We start from the raw sequence: 17,557 nt of genomic DNA on the forward strand, positions 1-17,557 counted from the left end.
CAGGACATTTAGACATGAAGTTTACCGGTACCGATAAGTACGTAGCCACCGATGACCTGCAAATGGCCGTCAACGCGGCGATATCGCTTCAGCGCCCACTGCTGATCAAAGGCGAGCCCGGAACCGGCAAGACATTGCTGGCGGAGGAAATGGCCGCCGCACTGGGTATGCGTCTGATTCCCTGGCACATCAAGTCAACCACCAAGGCGCAGCAGGGCCTGTACGAGTACGATGCCGTCTCCCGCCTTCGTGATTCCCAGCTTGGCGATGAAAAGGTCAAGGACATCAGCAACTACATCGTGAAGGGCAAGTTGTGGGAGGCCTTTGAAGCCGACGATCAGGTCGTGCTGTTGATTGATGAAATAGATAAGGCCGACATCGAATTCCCCAACGACCTGCTGCTGGAACTGGATCGTATGGAGTTCTTCGTCTATGAAACCCAGCAGTCCGTGAAGGCCCGCAAGCGTCCGATCGTAGTCATTACCAGCAACAACGAAAAGGAACTGCCTGATGCTTTCCTTCGCCGCTGTTTCTTCCACTACATCAGTTTCCCGGACCACGACACAATGAAGGACATTGTTGATGTTCACTTTCCGGGTCTGCAGCAGGAAATAGTCCGTGACGCGCTGGAAGTATTTTTCGACGTTCGCAAGGTTCCGGGATTGAAGAAAAAACCGTCCACGTCCGAACTGATTGACTGGCTGAAGCTGCTGATGGCGGATGAATTGTCTGCGAAAATGCTACAGGAGAAAGATGCCGGTTCTGCGCTGCCGCCCCTGTACGGAGCACTGGTGAAAAACGAGCAGGATGTTCACCTGCTGCAAAAACTGGCATTCATGGCCCGTCGTCGCAGCTGATACTCAGCAAGAGTCTCGTTTTATGTTGATTGATTTTTTTCTCGAAGTGCGGCGGGCAAAAGTGCCCGCCAGTCTGCGCGAATTCCTGGACCTTCTGGAGGCCCTCCAGAACCGCTTGGCGTTTGCCGATATGGAAGACTTCTATTATCTGGCACGCCTGTGTCTGGTTAAGGACGAGCGCCATTTCGACAAGTTTGACCGGGCGTTCAAGGCTTACTTTGAGGGTATCGAGAACCTTGAAGACCTGATGGAGATGCTGATTCCAGACGACTGGCTGCGGGCTGAATTCGAAAAGCACCTGTCTGAGGAAGACAAGGCAAAGATCGATTCTCTGGGCGGACTGGAGGAGCTCATCGAGACCTTCAAGAAACGCATGGAAGAGCAGAATGAGCGCCACGCCGGCGGCAATAAGTGGGTCGGGACAGGTGGTACCTCGCCTTTTGGTGCGGATGGCTACAACCCGGAAGGCTTTCGTATTGGCCAGAAAAACGGTCGGCACGGTCGAGCGGTTAAAGTCTGGGAGAAGCGGGCGTTCAAGGACCTTGATGACAGCATTACCCTGGGGATCCGAAACATCAAGGTAGCCCTTCGTCGCCTTCGAAAGTTCGCCCGCCAGGGTGCTGCCGACCAACTCGACATGGATGACACCATCCGTTCGACTGCCCGCAACGCCGGTTACCTGGACCTCAAAATGGTGCCGGAGCGCCATAATGCAGTGAAGGTGCTGATCTTCTTTGATGTCGGCGGGTCAATGGATCCCCATATCCGGGTGTGCGAGGAACTGTTCTCGGCGGCGAGACTCGAGTTCAAGCATATGGAGTATTTTTACTTCCATAATTTCGTCTACGAAAGTGTCTGGACCAACAACATTCGGCGGATGAACGAAACCACAAGCACGTGGGACATCCTTCATAAATACTCCCCGGATTACAAGGTTATTTTTGTCGGGGACGCCACCATGGCACCCTATGAAATCTCTCACCCCGGGGGCTCGATAGAGCACTGGAACGAGGAGGCCGGTTCAACCTGGTTCCAGCGGATTTCCGATCATTTCCGAAAAGTGGTCTGGCTCAATCCTCTGCCTGAAAGCTATTGGGGCGGTGGGGGTTCCCTGGGTATGACCCGTCAACTGGTCAACGACCACATGTATCCATTGACGATCGATGGCCTTGAATCGGCGATGAAGTACCTGAGCAAATAAAAAAAGCCGATGCGGTTGAGAGCATCGGCCAAGCTCGGCATATTTAGCGGGGTGCCCGGATGGGTTCCCCGCGAAATTTCCCAAAGCAATTCCAGGGCCATTAAACAAAAGTCTCTATAAAACAGCGTCCTGAGCGTGAAGTCGATAGATTTCACGAGCACTGTCACATTTTTCTTTCTTACCCTGTCAAATAAATCGACACTGCTTGAAATTCCTTTCCGAGGATTTGCATTTGGTGATCTGGATACCGTTCTTGCAGGTTACCAAGTGTTACGATTTCTGCCAGCTTGTTACAAAACAATGCCCGTCACCACAAGGGCAGGAGGCAGAAACGGCTTTATGTTCGGCAAAAAACCAACAAAAGAACGCCGGATAAACGCATGGCGTGCGTTGCTTACCGGCATTTGCAGCTTGACGGTGCTGTCCCCATTGGCGTCAGCATCAACGGTCGATCAGGAAATAGACCAGTTGCGGGCCGAGATTTCAGAGCATTCCGCCCGGGTGTTCGCCCTGGAACAGGAGCTTCTTCATCCCGCCGATACGCGGATGGCAGTTTTCCTGACACTGGGCAATCGGGAGGCCCTGGATCTGGATTCCGTCGAGCTGTTCGTTGACGGTCAACCCGTGGCTTCACACCTCTATTCGCAACGGGAGCGGGATTCCCTTGAGGCAGGCGGCATTCAGCAGCTGTTTGTCGGCAATCTCTCGAACGGCGAACATGAGTTAAAAGCCGTAGTTACTGCACGTTCGGCGAAGGACCATTTCGTTCGCCGCGAGACAACCCACCATTTCCAGAAACACCCCGGAAACCTGCGGCTTCAGATGAGTCTGGAAGCAGAAGCACCGAGCTATGATCCCCGGGTGTCGTTTGTTGAATGGAAGTAACTGCCATGATGTGCCGGACACTCAAAGCCTCCATGCGCGCCGCATGCAGCCTCCTTCTGTTTGTTATGGCGCCGGCGGGGCTGGCCGCAACTGTCGGGGTGCCGGGTGAGCTCGCGGCAGGGCTGGCCAGGTATGCACTCGCGACCGACCGTGTAGCGCCCGCTCTCGGGCTCGCTGACAGCATCAAGGGCGAATCGGCATCCTTTCTCGGGGCTCAACTCCTGTTGAGCAGCGGGCGGACGGATCAAGGTCTTGCCGAGCTCAGGCAGGTTGCCAATGGACAGCACCACCGCGCGGAAGCGGCCTTGATCCTCGGTCGACATCTGCTGGCGGGTGACCAGCCCAGCGAGGCGGAGCAGTGGCTCGGCAAGGCGGTGCGTTTCGGATTTGGCGAGACCCGACAACAGGCATCCTATGAGCTGGCGGAGTTGGCCAGAAGAGCCGGGCGAACGGACAGGGCCGGGCGGATTCTGGCCGGAATGGAAGAAGGCTATTGGGCGGCCGTGGGTTATCTCAACCTTTCCTCCGATTACGCGAGGGAGGACCTGAATCCGAGCCGCGCGTTGGTTGCCCTTCGGGTGGCATTAGCCATGGCAGAGAAAGACGGTGTCGGTGAGCGCAGCCGTCATCTGAAAAGCCGCTTGCTGGTTCGTGCCGGCTATCTGGCGTACCAGAATGGCGAGCATGATAAGGCCATTGGCTTCCTTGATAAAATTCCGCTCGACAGTTACAGCACTCCGCAGGCGCTCTACCTCCACGGTCTGGCGCTGGCCGCGAAAGGAAATCACCGGGCTTCGATGCAAAGCTGGCACCGGGCAAAGAAATATCCACTGGCGTACCCGGGTGTTGCAGAAGCGTGGATTGGCATGGGACGTGGCTTCGACCTGTCAGGTTATCTTGGCCAGGCCGGCGAGGCTTATCTGGCGGCCAATGCGGCCTATGAAAGCGAACGGGTCACGCTTCGGAAACTGGCAGACCGGATTCGTCAACAAGGCGCCTATAAAACCTTGGTTGAGGACGCCCGTGACTCTGACCTGGAGTGGTTCCTGGCGGACAGCCGCACGTTGACGCAACCGCGAATGGCGTATCTGCTTGAGTTTGTTGAGCATCCCGATGCCCAGAAAAGCGTGAGGCGGGTTGCTGACCTCGTTCAATTGGCGCGAACGCTTGAGCGGCAAAAAGGCGACCTGGCCGTCTTCATTCAGGCCCTGGAAGACCAACTGGCAACATTGGGCACCGAGCGGGGTGGTGCCGCTTCGACATTGAAGAAGAAGCAAGAGTCCCTTGAAACCGCGCTTGAGCGGTTGGCCGGTGCGAACCTCAGTGCTGAGCAGAAACGGCAGATGCGCCGGATGAGCGAAACCCTGTCGATGTCTGCAAAGAGTCTCAAGGAGCTCGGAAGCCGAATCCAGAAACGTCCCTCAGTGCTCAGGCAGCAGCTGCGTGAGGCCCGGGCGTTAAAGGCACAAACCACCGGGTTGCAGGATCAGCTCGCCCGATTGAGGCAGCAGTCAGAGGAACGTCTGAATAGGCGCGCCCTCGATTTTGTCGCCGAGCAGGATCGCCAAATGGCGTTTTCGCTGGACAAGACCGAGCAGCAAATTGCCCATCTCTATGAGTACCTGGCTCTCGAGAACCTGCAGGAGACCAAACCTTGAAACGTCTGCTGCTTGCTCTTTTATGCTTGTCCCAGATTGCCGCGCCGTCCTTCGCGCAGGAATCCTTCCGTGTGGAGCTCGGACGAGACGGCGAGACGATTGGGGATATGCGCCCGGTATTCCTCAAATTCGAGTCCCGGCCGTTACCGGCAATCTCGCCTGCTGAGGTTGCCCGTCGATATCAACGCCTTTTCGATTCCTCGGATGAGCCGGAAGTCCGGATTGATGCCCTGAACCGTCTCACTAACATCCGGGATCGATCTGGACAGGACGTCGGGTTTTCACCGGCGGAAGAAGAACGGGTGTACCGGGAGGTGATCGACAGTTACGAGTCCATCTTGTCCCGCGGATCCTTCAGCGGTCGACTGGACGAGCTGCTGTACCAGATGGCCAAGGCGCATGCATTGACGGGACAGGCCGATCAATCCATTGAGCGCCTGAAACAGCTGGTGGGTCTGTACCCCAAGTCCGAGCTGGTACCTGAAGCCCGGTTCCGAATCGCCGAGTCTGCTTTTTCTGCCGGCGACTACTCAGAGGCCGAATCGGTTTACCTTACCTTGATCGACTCCGTCGAGCGGGGTGCGCTGAAAACAAAAGCCGGATACATGCTGGGCTGGAGCCAGTTCAAGCAGGGGCCTTCGGCCTGGGAGCGTTCAGCGAAAACCTTCCTGTCCGTACTCGATGATTTTTTGCCGACGCCGCAAAGTATAAGGGAAATTGACCGGTCCAGCGTTGATACGATCGACGATACCTTACGTGTTCTGGCGTTGATGTCAGCGAGAAAAGATGGTCCCGAAAGTCTCATGGCCTGGCTTGATGATGAGCCCGAAAGGCACTGGGCGTACCTGCTGTTCGACAGACTCGGGGATTACTACGCGATCCGTGGTGAATTCGACGCGAGCGTCCAGGCTAACCGTGCGTTCGTTCGATACTCCCCGAACCATCCGATGAATCCGCTGTTTATGGCTCAGATTGCAGAGGTTTGGGAGCGGGCAGGGGACAGGTACAGGGTTCGGGAAGCGCGGGCGAACTACGTTGCAATGTTTGAGTCGAAATACGCGGATCTTTCCGGCTCCGATCAGCAGCGCTGGCGGCAGTTCAGCCGGGGTCTGGCAGACTTCTATTACGAACAGGGAGCGGCGGCGTCGGCAGACGGTGCCCCTGAGAAGTCCCGTCAGGCGTTCTCGACCGCGGCAGAATACTACGAGGCTTTGGCGAACCGTAGCGATACGTACGGAGAGCTGCTAAGGCTGGCAGGGGATGCCCGGCTGCAGTCTGGCGAATACGCCGAGGCCCTTTCCGATTTTCAGAAAGCCGCCTATGAAGATGCAACCTATCAAGAGGCCGACGATGCCGGTTGGGCGGCTGTGGTGCTGCTCAGGGAGGGAGTCGATGGCAAAAGCCAGGCCCCGGAATTCCGACCGGATCTGGCGGCGCTTTCGCTGGAGTCCAGCCGGTTTGAAGAGCATTTCCCCGAGGATTCTCGGTTGCCCGGTTTGACCGCGGATCTGGCATCGCGATGGTATGCGGCGGCGGGCAATGCCGAGCGGGCCCTCGAGTATGGTGAGAAAACCGTGGTGAACGGGCGGGCCTCTCCGTCCGAACGGTACGCGGGCTGGCTCACCATAGCCAAGGTCCGGCAGCAGCAGGGTGAATATGAGCTTGCGGAACGCTCCTGGAATCACGTTCTGGACCTCCTGTCTGAAAACAAGATCAATGGTCAGGAGGCAGAGGCAGGCGCATCGGTGCGGCAGCAACTGGCGACGGCGATCTATCGGCAGGGTGAACAGGCTGCCGCCAATGGTAGCGTGGCTTCGGCTGTCGACCACTTCAAGAGGGTGGGAGCTGCGCTACCCAACTCCGAGATTGCGATCAGGGGCCGCTACGATGCCGCTAACACATTGTTGAAAGCATCGGAGCTGACCGCTGCCATCACCGAACTCCGTCTTTTCCGCCAAGATTTCCCGGAGCATCCATTAGCCGAAGAGGTCAGTGCCAAGCTGGTCCATGCTTATGTGGCCTCTGACCGTCCAGCTTCCGCAGCTTTGGAACTGCTGGATGCGGCCGAGGAGGCCGAGAACTCCTGGCCATTGAAGCTGAGGGCCGCAGCCCTTTTCCATCAGGCAGGTGATACGGCCAACCGCAATGGGGTGTATCGGGAGTATCTGGCGGCGCACACAAGCGCGGATACTGCCGACCAGCACATTCAGATGCAGACCATGCGGCATCGGCTTCTTGAGAACGATACCAACAGCCTGAAACTGCAGCAGGATCTGGTTGACCGTGAATTGGCGAGTCAGTGGCACTCGGAAGACACCCTTGCCTGGGCATCGCGGAGCTCACTGGCGCTCGGTGCCAGGGCCGCAGCTTCCTTTGCCGGCATTGCATTGACTCACCCCCTACCTGAATCCCTTGATCGGAAACAACGGGCATTGGCGCTCGCTCGCCAACGCTTTGTGGATGCCGAAAAGCTCGGCGGGGAAGCAGTTCGGTCCGAATCGCTATATCGCCGGGCGGAGCTATACCGCGTTCTGGCGAGGGATCTGATGGCATCGTCGGTTCCCGCCGACCTGAACGAGCTGGAAACCATGCAGTACCAAATGCTGCTCGAGGAAGAGGCGTTTCCGTTCGAGGAGAAAGCAATTCGTCTGCACTCCGAAAACCATCAGCGCGTTACCTCGCGGGGGTATGACGCCTGGATCGGGAAAAGTCTTGAGGTGCTTGCGGAGCTGAACCCCGGCCGTTATGACCGGTCGGTTCGCTGGATGACATGGACGCTGGAGACCAATGATGATGCTGGATAGAGACATTATTCGCCGGGCCTGCCTGGTCGCGGGTTTCGTTACGTTTACCGGCTGTTCGGCGCCCGCAGTACAAGAACGGGACCCCGTCAGCGCTAGCCCGGAAATGGCACTGGATTTTGCCCGCCAGGGCAAGCAGGCCTATGAACAGGGGCGGAAGCGAGCGGCTGAGCAGGCCTGGCGGCATGCCGTAGAACTCAACCCCGAAGATCCGGTTGCCATCAATAATCTTGCCTTGTTGTTGCAAGAGGAGAAGCGGTTTGCGGAAGCCGTTACGTTGCTGGAGCGAGGCTTGGATTATTCGCCCGATGTTGCACAGCTGCACTACAACCTCGCCGTCATCGCCGAACTGTATCTGCTCGATCTCGAAAAGGCCCTGACCCATTACCAGAGATACCGCGAGATTTCCGGGGCGGAAGATAAAACCGTGGCCGGGTGGATTGCAGATCTGCAAAGAAGGTTGGACTGAGTGATGGGATACCGGGATTTGATGGGCAAACCCAATTCTGCGCTGCTTGCCCTGGTCGGCATGTTGGCTTTCGCGTGGAATTCTGGCATTGCGGCGTCAGAAGCCTCCGGTGATTCCTCACGCGATGGGAACCCTCTGACAGTGGAGGGTATTTCGGCGAGTGTCGGAGAGGACAACCCCAGGGTTCTTTACATTCTTCCCTGGCAGGCGCCCAGCCTTCCTCGCCGGCCGAGACAAGAACTCGAAGACAAGGCACCGGAACTGGTTCAACCGGTGAATCCGATCACACTGGAGCAACACCGGGTATTTCGACAAACCCTCAACCCCCTGGTTCTGAGTCCTGGTCGGGACTCAACCGTGACGACGCAGTAACAATGGAGAAGAGACATGCTGGATACAGTGCTTCGGTTTTTTCAGGATGGTGGTCCCTTCATGTACCCCATTGCGGCCGTGCTGGCCGTGGGTCTTGCTATCACCCTGGAACGCTTTTTTTATCTGGCGTCGGTCCGGCGCCGGAACCGTATGGCTTTTGAGAAGGGAATCCTGCCGCTTCTCCAGAAACGGGATTACCAGCGCGCCATGAAGGCTGCGAGCAGTTCGGACAGCGCCATCGCTTCAATCATGGGCGCGGGCATCGGCCGTCTCCTGAATAACAGCCGTCGAGAGGACATCGAATACGCCATGGAAGAAGGCTTGATGGAGGTTCTGCCACGTCTGGAAAAGCGGACCCAGTACCTGGCGACTCTGGCCAATATCGCGACTCTGCTGGGCCTGCTGGGCACGATAATTGGTCTGATCTCGGCGTTCACCGCTGTCGCTGCAGCGGATCCCTCGCAGAAGGCAAGCCTGTTGTCCGAAAGCATCTCGGTTGCCATGAATACCACTGCGTTCGGATTGATGTCAGCTATCCCTCTTTTGATGTTCCACGCATTACTTCAAACCCGCACCAATGAAATCGTGGACAGCTTCGAGATGGCGGGTGTCAAACTGCTCAACATCATCTCGGACCAGAACAGCCAGGGTGCCGTTGCCTGATGATGGGAAGCGGACATTGGGTCGAAAACAGTATGGGTGATCCTGTATGAGGCGCCGACACCGCAAGTTCTCCGGTTCACCGGAATTGGACATTACTCCGTTCATGAATCTGATGATCGTTCTTGTTCCCGTTCTGTTGCTGGGAATGGTGTTCAGCCAGGTAAGGATGATTGAGCTGAACTTTCCGGGTACAGAGAGCGGAGAGGCTCCATCACCGGAACAGCTCACTCTGGTCGTCACACTGATTCCCGAAGGGATTGAGGTTGCCGACAGCAGCCGTGGGGTTATCCAGGCATTGCCGGTTGCCGGAGGTGAGCAGGACTTTGATGGGCTGAGGCAGGTTTTGCGGCAGGTTAAGCGCAGCTTTCCAGAGAAAACCGACATCGTCCTGGAGGTCGGTCCGGACATCGACTACCAGACTCTTGTGACTGCCATGGATACGGTCCGATCCTACCCTGCGGTGGTTGCCGCCAGCGTCGTTGAAGGAGAGCTATTTCCGGATGTGGCGCTGATGGATGCACCGGAGGACCGAAAGCTGGCGGTCCGAGAGGGTTTGGATAGGGGGAAGGGCGCATGAAGGCCTCGCGAAAGGCACGCAGGATACGGCGTCATTATGGCCGGATGCACAAAGCGGGGGGGTTGAACCTGGTGTCGCTGATGGACATTTTTACCATCCTCGTGTTTTTTCTGATGGTTAATTCATCCGACGTCAAAGTCATGCAGAACGCCGCCGACGTGCCCCTGCCCGAATCCTCAGCCAAACAGGCGGCAGTGGAGAATCTTACGGTTCAGGTTATCGGCGATGCCATTCTGGTGCAGGGCCGCGAAGTGGCAAGGCTGAGTGCAATTGAAGCCGGCGATACCCACATCCGGGGCCTGTCGGACGAACTTGCGTATCGCCGGGACCGGTGGTCTGAAATTCCCGAACAAGGCCTGGAGGTCACCATTATGGCGGGCAGGGAAACCGACTACCGTCTGTTGCGCAAGATCATGCAGACCTGTGTTGACGAACAGTTCCGTCAGGTTCGCCTGGCAGTCGAGGCGGAGGTGCGCAATGGCTGAAGCCAGGGACGATCGGGGACAGGGAATGGGGCTGCCCTGGAGACCCGCTAAAGGAGAAAATCGTCGGTTCGTATTGATGTCGATGTTCGTGTCGGCCGTTTTCCTGCCCCTGGCCGTGTTGATCCCCACACTCGAGGTCCCGGAAATCGAACGTTCCCAAGCTGAAAAGGTCCCTCCGCAGTTGGCTCGTCTGGTTGATCGGCCGGAACCTGTGAAGCCACCCGAGCCGCAACGTCCTGAACCCGAGCCGGAGCCAAAACCGGAAAAATCGCCGGAACCGAAAAAAACCGCTGAATCCGCCGAGCCGCCGGCGGTTGCAAAGCCGACTCCGGCACCTGAGAAGCCCAAGGCGACTCGGCAGAGCGTCGAACAAGCTCGTGAAAAGGCATCACGCTCCGGTCTTCTGGCCATGAAAGACCGCTTGGCCTCGCTGCGGAAACCGGATAATGCCTCCGTGGAACAACTGCAGGCTAACACTGGGGCCGGTGGGTCGATTGTCGGCACCGAAGCCACCGGCGCGGACGATGTGCTGAAGGGCAGTGGTGGAGTGAAGGATACTGCAGCCCCTGACGCAAAGGTGGCCGTTGAGGGCCATCGGGTGAAAGAGGTAGAGGCCGCACCGGAGCCGGTGGCTCAGCAGGTGGCGAGTGCGCAGCCGGCGAAGCCGACAACTGGCGAACGTGCAATGAGCAATATCCGGCGGGTATTTGATGCCCAGAAAACCGCCCTGTACTCCCTGTATCGACGGGAGTTGCGACAGGATCCGACTTTGGAGGGCAAGGTGCTGCTTGAACTGGTGATTGAGCCAGACGGGTCTGTTTCGGCTTGCCAGGTCGTCAGCTCGGAACTGGAAAATCCAACCCTTGAACAGCGTATTGCCATGAGAGTACGTCTGTTCAACTTTGGCCCGGACAACGTCGAAACCCGGAGGGTCAGGTTCCCCATCGACTTTCTCCCCGGTTAACCACCAGGGGAGCGTTCCAATACCGGTTCCCCGGTCACCGTCGACCCATCAGCTCTCGATGGTGATCTTGGGTAGACGCGGTTTTTGCAGGGACACTTTTTCCGTCGGAGCGATGACCTTTGCCTCTCCGGAAACCACTTTCTGCCCATTCTGGTTCTGGACATCGCACTGGAACACCACCCGGTTCTTGGGTTCCTTGCTCAGCACAGTGAGCGTCACCGTCAACGTGTCATCCAGTTTGACCGGTCGCTTGAAGGCAAGGCTCTGTTCCAGATAGATGGTGCCCGGCCCAGGCATAACCGTCGCCAGCGCCGCGGAAATGAGCGAGCCACTCCACATGCCATGGGCGATGCGTTCCTTGAACATGGACTCGGCCGCGAATTCCGAATCCAGATGAACCGGATTTACGTCTCCGGATACCGCGGCGAATAGTACCAGTTCTTCTTCAGACAGGGTGCGTGTGAAGGTGGCGGTGTCGCCCTCGTTCAGCTCGTCATAGGTAATATTTTCAAGAGTATCAAGGGTGTCGCTCATGGTGTGCTCCGCACGATTGGCATTTGAGTACAGGTGTTCAGAGTTGTTTTCTGAAAACTACCTCATCGTTAACAAAACTGCTATTCTCTCCCCTCTTTTTTGAGGCTGAGACTTTTGTAGGGTTGATTTTTGACCAGCCTTGCATTGGTGAATATTACAATCAGAAGCGCCAAACAGGAGATGGTGATGGATTTGGAGCAGTTCTATCAGGACAAGTACCCCGCCGGCGTCCCTCGCGAGGTCGACCTGAACAAGTACAACAGCATGGTTGAAGTGTTTGAACAGTCCGTAAAGAAGTACGCGGACCGTCCGGCATTCACTGCTGTTGGGGCGACTCTCACATACCGTGACCTGGATACCCAGAGCCGTAATTTTGCCGCCTGGCTGCAGAACAAGACCGATCTTAAGCCCGGTGACCGGATCGCCGTCCAGATGCCCAACGTGAGCCAGTATCCTGTGGTTGTTTTCGGCGCCATGCGTGCGGGTTTGATTGTGGTGAATACCAACCCGCTCTACACCACTCGGGAAATGGAACACCAGTTTAACGATTCCGGTGCCAAGGCTCTGGTTGTTCTTGCCAATATGGCAGAGAACGCCGAAAAGGTTCTGCCTCACACCGGTGTTGAGCACGTGATCATCACCGAGATCGCAGACATGCACTCGCCCATCAAGCGCACACTGATGAACTCGGTCATCAAGCACGTCAAGAAGATGGTGCCACCGTTCAACATTCCCGGTGCTCACAAACTGCCGGCAGTGCTTAGCGCAGGCGCTCGTGAAAAATTCACGCCGGTTGAGTGCAAGAAAGACGACATTGCCGTGCTCCAGTACACCGGTGGCACCACCGGCGTTGCCAAGGGTGCCATGCTGACCCACGGTAACCTGGTGGCCAACCTGCTCCAGACCCGCCCAATGATGGGCGACATTGTTGTTGAAGGGCAGGAAGTCGTGGTCGCACCTCTGCCGCTCTACCATATTTATTCCTTCACCCTGAACTGCGGCATCATGCTGGAAGCAGGGGCCCATAATGTGCTCATCCCGAATCCCCGTGACATCCCGGGGTTCGTCAAAGAACTCAAGAACCACAAGTTCACTGCGTTCCTGGGCCTCAATACCCTGTTCGTGGCGCTCTGCAATAATGAAGAGTTCCGAAACCTCGACTTTAGCAGTCTGAAGCTGACTTCGTCTGGCGGTATGGCGCTGACCAGCGATACCGCGAAAATGTGGGAACGGGTTACGGGCTGTGAGATCTCCGAAGGCTACGGCATGACCGAGACGTCACCGGTCGTGACCTTCAACCCGCACGTGGCCATCCAGTTGGGCACCATCGGTCTTCCGATTCCGTCCACCATGATCAAGACCATTGATGATGAGGGTAACGAGACTCCGCTGGGTGAACCGGGCGAGCTGTGTGTCAAAGGTCCCCAGGTCATGCGCGGTTACTGGCAGCGGCCCGAGGACACGCAGAAGTCCTTTACAGAAGACGGATACCTCAAGACCGGTGACGTTGCGCTGATCCAGGAAGATGGCTACATCCGGATCGTTGACCGTAAGAAGGATATGATCATTGTGTCCGGCTTCAACGTTTACCCCAACGAAATTGAGGATGTGGTGAGCAGCCATCCCAAGGTTGTTGAGTGCGCAGCCGTAGGTATTCCGGACGACAAGAGCGGGGAGGCCGTCAAGGTATTCCTGGTTCCGACAGCGGAAGGCGTCACTGAAAACGAGTTGAAGGAATTCTGTCGGGAACGCCTCACTGCCTACAAGGTTCCGAAGCATTATGAGTTCCGTGAGGAGCTGCCAAAGACCAACGTTGGTAAGATCCTGCGCCGTGAATTGCGCGACGAAGCCAGCGCCAGTTAGTATCGGTCGGGCACCAGCGGTGCCCGGTCCCTCGGTTGGGACCGTTGGTAAGGATGACCCCGCCTCGGCGGGGTTTTCCGTTTTTAAGCGAGGGGCTTTCCCGCTAGACTATCGCCAATCCCGGAAAACCGACCTTGAACGAGAGCAATCCCGCATTTTGATGACAAACACCTCCGCCGATAACGCCAGCGCTTCAAACCGAAAGTCCGACGGGCAGTCAGCAGTCAAAGCTTTTATGGGCCAATTGGACGCCTGCAACCAGCTGGAGGCGGCCCGAATTTTGAAGGCCGTCGCGCGCTGTAAGGGAAATCCCGGTCCGAAGGATCTGGAGAAGATGGAGCGGTGGCTGAGTCAGGGGCTTGAGACAGCGCAGCGACGCCGCGCGCTGCACAAGCCCGCCTCATTTCCGGAAGGACTCCCGGTTTCGGAACGGGTCGATGACATTCGGGAAGCCATCGAACAGCATCAGGTGGTCATCATTGCCGGGGAGACCGGTTCGGGTAAGACCACGCAGATTCCCAAAATCTGCATGAACAGCGGCCGGGGCATTCGCGGACTGATTGGCCATACCCAGCCCCGAAGGATTGCCGCCCGGAGCGTTGCAGCCAGAATTGCGGAAGAACTGGGAGAGCAGACAGGCCAGCAGATCGGTTACCAGGTTCGATTCACCGACACTACCTCAGAGCAGTCCCGGGTCAAGGTCATGACCGACGGCATACTATTGGCCGAGGTCCAGCATGACCGATTTCTCGATCGCTACGACACGATTATCATCGACGAAGCTCACGAACGAAGCCTGAACATCGATTTCCTGCTGGGTTATCTGCGTCAGCTGCTGCCCAAGCGTCCAGACCTTAAAGTCATCATCACCTCCGCCACCATCGAAGTGGAACGGTTCAGTGAGTTTTTTGATCAGGCGCCCGTCATTGAAGTCAGCGGCCGGACCTACCCGGTGGATATTCGTTACCGACCTTTGACTGGCGACGAGGATGACCGAGACCAGGGCTGGACGGATGGTGTCCTGGGCGCGCTGGATGAGATCGAACAGCATGAGCGTGCCCAGAAGCAGCCGCCGGGTGATGTTCTGGTATTCCTGCCGGGCGAGCGGGAAATACGCTCGCTCAGCAAGGTGCTTCGCCACGTGGACCTGAAGCACACGGAAGTCCTGCCGCTGTATTCGCGCTTGAGCAACCAGGAACAGAATCGGGTTTTCCAGTCCCACAAGGGGCGCAGACTTGTTCTCTCGACCAACGTGGCCGAAACGTCGCTGACCGTACCGGGTATCCGCTATGTCATCGATACCGGTGTGGCTCGGATCAGTCGATACAGTGTTCGATCCAAGATTCAGCGGCTCCCGATTGAGCCGATTTCACAGGCCAGTGCCAATCAACGGGCAGGGCGATGCGGGCGCGTTGCCCCGGGTATCTGTTTCCGGCTCTACGACGAGACCGATTTCATCAATCGGCCGGAGTACACTGACCCGGAAATCCTGCGGACCAATCTTGCCTCCGTCATCCTGCAGATGGCTACCTCCGGACTGGGTGAAATACGACACTTTCCGTTCCTCGAGTCACCGGATCGCAGGCAGGTTAATGATGGCTACAAGCTGCTCGAAGAACTTAGTGCGGTTGATGACAAGCGCCGGGTCACCAGGCTGGGGCGGACCATGGCCAGGTTGCCGCTGGATCCACGCCTGGCCCGTATGCTGGTTACGGCAGCCGGGCACGGCAGTCTGGCGGAAACGCTCATTATCATTGCCGGCCTGAGTGTTCAGGACCCGCGCGAACGCCCCCAGGAAAAACAGCAGGCCGCAGACCAGGCCCATGCCCCGTTTAACGACAAGGAATCGGACTTTGTCACCCTTCTGAATATCTGGAACTTCTACGAAGAACAACGCCAGGAACTATCCCAGAATCAGATGAAGAAAGTGTGCCAGAAGCATTTTCTTAGCTGGATGCGCATGCGGGAATGGCGGGACATTCACCGTCAGCTCACACTGATTTGCCGTGAGCAAAAGCTGGCCTTCAATAAAGACGCTGCAAGTTACGAGGCGCTTCACACGGCGATCCTTGCCGGGCTCCTGGGACAGGTTGCCGTAAAAGTTGAGAAGAAGGAGTACCTGGCGACCCGAAACCGGAAGGTGCTGATTTTCCCGGGGTCCAAAGTGGCCAAAACGGGGCCCAAATGGATTGTAGCCACTGAAATTGTGGAAACCAGCCGGGTCTTTGCCCGCATGGTTGCGGCTATCCAGCCGGAATGGATTGAGCCGCTTGCGGAACACGTCATCAAGCACCATTACTTTGAGCCGCACTGGGAGCAGAAGCGCGCCCAGGTGATGGGCTACGAGAAAGTGACGCTCTATGGCCTGGACGTTGTTCCGAAGCGTCGCATTGCCTATAGCAAAGTAGACCCTGTGGAATGCCGGAACCTGTTTATTCGGCGAGCTCTTGTGGAAGGGGACTACCAGTCCAGGGCACCATTTATTGCCCGCAACCGGGAAATGCTGGACACCGTTGAGAATCTGGAAAAAAAGACCCGCCGCAGGGATCTGTTGGTCGACGACGAAACATTGGTCGCCTTCTATGACGAGAGGTTACCCCAAGACATAGTCAGTGGTCGGCATTTCGAGAGTTGGTGGAAAGGCCTTTCTGCTGACCAGTTAAAAAGCCTTGAATTGACCGAGGAAGACATTCTGCAGCGCCCGGTGGACGCCCGCGCCGGAGAACTCTACCCAGACTATCTTGAGTGGGAAGGGGTACGGTATCCCCTGAGCTACGAATTCGAGCCCACCAGTGATCGCGATGGGGTTACCCTGCAGGTGCCGCTTATGGCTCTGAAACAGATTCCGTCCCGACGGCTGGAGTGGCTTGTGCCAGGGCTGCTTCGAGAGAAGTGCGTGGCACTGGTTAAGGGCTTGCCCAAATCGCTTCGGCGCAACTTTGTGCCAGTACCCGATTTCGTGGATGCAGCGCTTGCCAACCTTCAACCCTCCAACGAGCCCTTGGCTCTGCAACTGGGGGAACAGCTCCGGCGCATGACCGGCGTCCAGATTGATCCGGATGCCTGGCCTAATGCCGAACTGCCCCGCCACCTGCGGATGAATCTGCGGGTCCTGGGAGACGGCGGCAAAGTAATGGCGGAGGGTAGGGAGGCATCCCGGCTACAGGACCAGTTGGAGGGTAAGGCCGAAGAGGCCCTGGCCTCGGCAACCAACGATTCCGGAGCGACCGAGGCAGCCCACGAACACGATGAATGGCTGTTCGGGGACCTGCCGGCGCAGGTTCAGACTGAAAAAGGTGGAATGCAGGTTACTGTTTATCCGGCGCTCGAGGATCTGGGAAAGACGGTTCGCGAGATCCGGTGCCTGGACAGGTTGACTGCCGAAGACACCACGCGTAAAGGCATCGCACGGCTGATACTGAACCGATTTGGCAGGACGCTGGACGATCTTGAACGCAAATTGCCCCGGTTCAAGCAATCGGCGCTCATGTTTGCACCCGTCGGGCAGGCCAAGGTGTTACTAGACGACCTCCTGCTTGCCACCGCCATTCAGCATTTCCTGGGAGAAAAGCTGCCCCGGAACCGGGACGATTTCGAAAGGCTTTTCGATCACCATCGTGGCGATTTTATTCCGGCCCTTGAAGAAGCGGATGACCGTCTTTATCAAGCCATGTCCGGTTATCAAAAGGTGGCAAAGCAGTTGAAGGGTAAAATACCTCTGGCCCTCGCCAACAGCATGGCCGACCTCAAGTTCCAGTTGCAGAATCTGGTTTACCCGGGGTTCCTTGTCGCCACGCCGTCGGAATGGCTGGGTGAATTCGGTCGGTATTTTGAGGCTGCCATGATCAGGCTCGAGAAGATGCCCAGGGAGTTGGGCAGGGAACGGGAGTTCCTGCACACCATCGAACCCTTGTGGGCACGCTATGCTGCCAAACGGGATGAGCAGCAGCGCCAGGGTATCCGTGATCCGGAATTGATTACCTATCGATGGATGCTGGAGGAGTTCCGGGTGTCCTTCTTTGCACAGCAACTGGGCACGTCGATGACCGTTTCAGTCAAAAGGTTGGATAAGCAATGGGAACTGACCCGCGTGTAGTGGCTGGCTCCGACTTGCACTAATGCGGTGCCCTTTGCACGGTTTGCTGGCGGGCAAACGCCAAAGACTGTGTTAGTATTTCGGGCAGCGTTACATACAAGTTTTCAGTTTTCACAACCATGACGTGGGGTT

General features: G+C 57.1%; 14 protein-coding genes. 13 read left to right on the top strand and 1 reads right to left on the bottom strand.

The window, feature by feature from the left end; translation table 11 throughout:
- The first annotated feature begins 14 nt into the window (after window positions 1-14).
- The 11 genes from QQF73_RS08750 (at window position 15) to QQF73_RS08800 (ending at window position 10,932) form a co-directional block, all read left to right on the top strand.
- Window positions 15-857 carry an AAA family ATPase gene (locus QQF73_RS08750; protein WP_219865836.1) on the top strand — a complete coding sequence of 281 codons (843 nt, stop codon included), beginning with the start codon at window positions 15-17 and terminating at the stop codon, window positions 855-857.
- A gap of 22 nt (window positions 858-879) precedes the next feature.
- A complete protein-coding gene (locus tag QQF73_RS08755) occupies window positions 880-2,058 on the top strand; it encodes a vWA domain-containing protein (protein ID WP_219865835.1) in 1,179 nt (392 codons plus the stop codon).
- Between the two features lie 135 nt (window positions 2,059-2,193).
- On the top strand, window positions 2,194-2,943 hold the full coding sequence (locus QQF73_RS08760) for an AraC family transcriptional regulator (RefSeq protein ID WP_228743200.1): 750 nt from the start codon (window positions 2,194-2,196) through the stop codon (window positions 2,941-2,943).
- Window positions 2,934-4,601: a tetratricopeptide repeat protein gene (locus QQF73_RS08765; protein WP_285367891.1), complete on the top strand. Its 1,668-nt coding sequence runs from the start codon at window positions 2,934-2,936 to the stop codon at window positions 4,599-4,601. The genes QQF73_RS08760 and QQF73_RS08765 overlap by 10 nt, the downstream gene beginning before the upstream one ends.
- The gene (bamD, locus tag QQF73_RS08770; RefSeq protein WP_285367893.1) at window positions 4,598-7,405 is read left to right on the top strand and encodes an outer membrane protein assembly factor BamD; all 2,808 of its coding nucleotides are present in this window, start codon (window positions 4,598-4,600) and stop codon (window positions 7,403-7,405) included. Before QQF73_RS08765 ends, bamD begins: the two co-directional genes overlap by 4 nt.
- A complete protein-coding gene (locus QQF73_RS08775; RefSeq protein ID WP_219865833.1) occupies window positions 7,389-7,871 on the top strand; it encodes a tetratricopeptide repeat protein in 483 nt (160 codons plus the stop codon). Before bamD ends, QQF73_RS08775 begins: the two co-directional genes overlap by 17 nt.
- Window positions 7,872-7,892: 21 nt before the next feature.
- Window positions 7,893-8,243 carry a hypothetical protein gene (locus QQF73_RS08780; RefSeq protein WP_219865832.1) on the top strand — a complete coding sequence of 117 codons (351 nt, stop codon included), beginning with the start codon at window positions 7,893-7,895 and terminating at the stop codon, window positions 8,241-8,243.
- Between the two features lie 15 nt (window positions 8,244-8,258).
- Window positions 8,259-8,906 carry a MotA/TolQ/ExbB proton channel family protein gene (locus QQF73_RS08785; RefSeq protein ID WP_219865831.1) on the top strand — a complete coding sequence of 216 codons (648 nt, stop codon included), beginning with the start codon at window positions 8,259-8,261 and terminating at the stop codon, window positions 8,904-8,906.
- A gap of 46 nt (window positions 8,907-8,952) precedes the next feature.
- Window positions 8,953-9,483 (top strand): ExbD/TolR family protein, encoded by a 531-nt coding sequence (locus QQF73_RS08790; RefSeq protein ID WP_219865830.1) that lies wholly within the window; start codon window positions 8,953-8,955, stop codon window positions 9,481-9,483.
- Window positions 9,480-9,968, top strand: coding sequence for an ExbD/TolR family protein (locus QQF73_RS08795; protein ID WP_285367896.1), 489 nt, complete (start codon window positions 9,480-9,482; stop codon window positions 9,966-9,968). Before QQF73_RS08790 ends, QQF73_RS08795 begins: the two co-directional genes overlap by 4 nt.
- On the top strand, window positions 9,961-10,932 hold the full coding sequence (locus QQF73_RS08800) for an AgmX/PglI C-terminal domain-containing protein (RefSeq protein WP_228743196.1): 972 nt from the start codon (window positions 9,961-9,963) through the stop codon (window positions 10,930-10,932). Before QQF73_RS08795 ends, QQF73_RS08800 begins: the two co-directional genes overlap by 8 nt.
- 48 nt (window positions 10,933-10,980) lie before the next feature.
- On the opposite strand, the gene QQF73_RS08805 is transcribed toward QQF73_RS08800, so the two are convergent.
- Window positions 10,981-11,466, bottom strand: a complete 486-nt coding sequence (locus tag QQF73_RS08805; protein ID WP_219865828.1) for a MaoC/PaaZ C-terminal domain-containing protein — start codon at window positions 11,464-11,466, stop codon at window positions 10,981-10,983.
- A gap of 186 nt (window positions 11,467-11,652) precedes the next feature.
- Here QQF73_RS08805 and QQF73_RS08810 point away from each other — a divergent pair, with 186 nt between their 5' ends.
- Together QQF73_RS08810 and hrpA are read left to right on the top strand one after the other, a co-directional pair.
- Window positions 11,653-13,329 (top strand): long-chain fatty acid--CoA ligase, encoded by a 1,677-nt coding sequence (locus QQF73_RS08810; RefSeq protein WP_219865827.1) that lies wholly within the window; start codon window positions 11,653-11,655, stop codon window positions 13,327-13,329.
- 235 nt (window positions 13,330-13,564) lie between these two features.
- Window positions 13,565-17,425, top strand: a complete 3,861-nt coding sequence (gene hrpA, locus QQF73_RS08815; RefSeq protein WP_285367900.1) for an ATP-dependent RNA helicase HrpA — start codon at window positions 13,565-13,567, stop codon at window positions 17,423-17,425.
- Window positions 17,426-17,557: the final 132 nt, after the last annotated feature.

The organism is Marinobacter albus (genome assembly GCF_030238305.1).
Taxonomy (GTDB): domain Bacteria; phylum Pseudomonadota; class Gammaproteobacteria; order Pseudomonadales; family Oleiphilaceae; genus Marinobacter; species Marinobacter albus.

Bases quoted from the DNA above. Each gene is read 5' to 3' on its own strand.
- QQF73_RS08750 (WP_219865836.1), top strand. From the start codon at position 15: ATGAAGTTTACCGGTACCGATAAGTACGTAGCCACCGATGACCTGCAA.
- QQF73_RS08765 (WP_285367891.1), top strand. From the start codon at position 2,934: ATGGAAGTAACTGCCATGATGTGCCGGACACTCAAAGCCTCCATGCGC.
- QQF73_RS08755 (WP_219865835.1), top strand. From the start codon at position 880: ATGTTGATTGATTTTTTTCTCGAAGTGCGGCGGGCAAAAGTGCCCGCC.
- hrpA (WP_285367900.1), top strand. From the start codon at position 13,565: ATGGGCCAATTGGACGCCTGCAACCAGCTGGAGGCGGCCCGAATTTTG.
- QQF73_RS08785 (WP_219865831.1), top strand. From the start codon at position 8,259: ATGCTGGATACAGTGCTTCGGTTTTTTCAGGATGGTGGTCCCTTCATG.
- QQF73_RS08810 (WP_219865827.1), top strand. From the start codon at position 11,653: ATGGATTTGGAGCAGTTCTATCAGGACAAGTACCCCGCCGGCGTCCCT.
- QQF73_RS08800 (WP_228743196.1), top strand. From the start codon at position 9,961: ATGGCTGAAGCCAGGGACGATCGGGGACAGGGAATGGGGCTGCCCTGG.
- QQF73_RS08780 (WP_219865832.1), top strand. From the start codon at position 7,893: ATGGGCAAACCCAATTCTGCGCTGCTTGCCCTGGTCGGCATGTTGGCT.
- QQF73_RS08790 (WP_219865830.1), top strand. From the start codon at position 8,953: ATGAGGCGCCGACACCGCAAGTTCTCCGGTTCACCGGAATTGGACATT.
- QQF73_RS08805 (WP_219865828.1), bottom strand. From the start codon at position 11,466: ATGAGCGACACCCTTGATACTCTTGAAAATATTACCTATGACGAGCTG.
- QQF73_RS08795 (WP_285367896.1), top strand. From the start codon at position 9,480: ATGAAGGCCTCGCGAAAGGCACGCAGGATACGGCGTCATTATGGCCGG.
- QQF73_RS08775 (WP_219865833.1), top strand. From the start codon at position 7,389: ATGATGATGCTGGATAGAGACATTATTCGCCGGGCCTGCCTGGTCGCG.